Source organism: Stenotrophomonas sp. CASM106, from assembly GCF_049384825.1.
Taxonomy (GTDB): domain Bacteria; phylum Pseudomonadota; class Gammaproteobacteria; order Xanthomonadales; family Xanthomonadaceae; genus Stenotrophomonas; species Stenotrophomonas muris.
In genome coordinates, this window is sequence record NZ_JBMRFS010000038.1 from 1 (window position 1) to 484 (window position 484).

The window sequence follows — 484 nt, forward strand, 5'->3', positions numbered from 1 at the left end:
TGCCGATTCGGTGGCTCTGGTCGATGGCCAATGGCAGGTCGATCTGCCCTATGCGGCGCTGGACCTGCTGGCGATGGCCCCGGAAGACCGCGTGTTCTATCGGGTCGCCGACAGCCGTGGCAACCTGATCACCGGCTATGGCGACCTGCCGGCGCCGCCGCGCCGGCCCGGCACGCAACCGCAGTTGTTCGATGCCGCCTACAGCGGCGAGACCGTGCGCTTCGTGGTGGTCGGCCGCAGTTTTGCCGCCGCCTCGGCGCAGGTGGAAGTACAGGTGCAGGTCGGCCAGACCCGGCGTGCGCGTGAAGCGGTCGCACAGGACATGGTCAACCGCGCACTGCTGGCGATCGGTGTGCTTTCCGGCCTGCTGCTGGCGCTGGTGGCGTTTGGCGTGCATCGCGCATTCCGGCCATTGGTGCGGGTGGAACGCGAGCTGTCACGCCGCGAGCCCTCTGACCTGAAGCCGCTGGATGCCCGTGTACCG

1 protein-coding gene is annotated in these 484 nt (G+C 68.8%); it reads left to right on the forward strand.

Annotated features, from left to right (window positions below):
* Positions 1-484 (forward strand): sensor histidine kinase N-terminal domain-containing protein (locus VG556_RS22395; protein ID WP_423180055.1); only part of this gene is annotated, 484 nt, incomplete at both ends.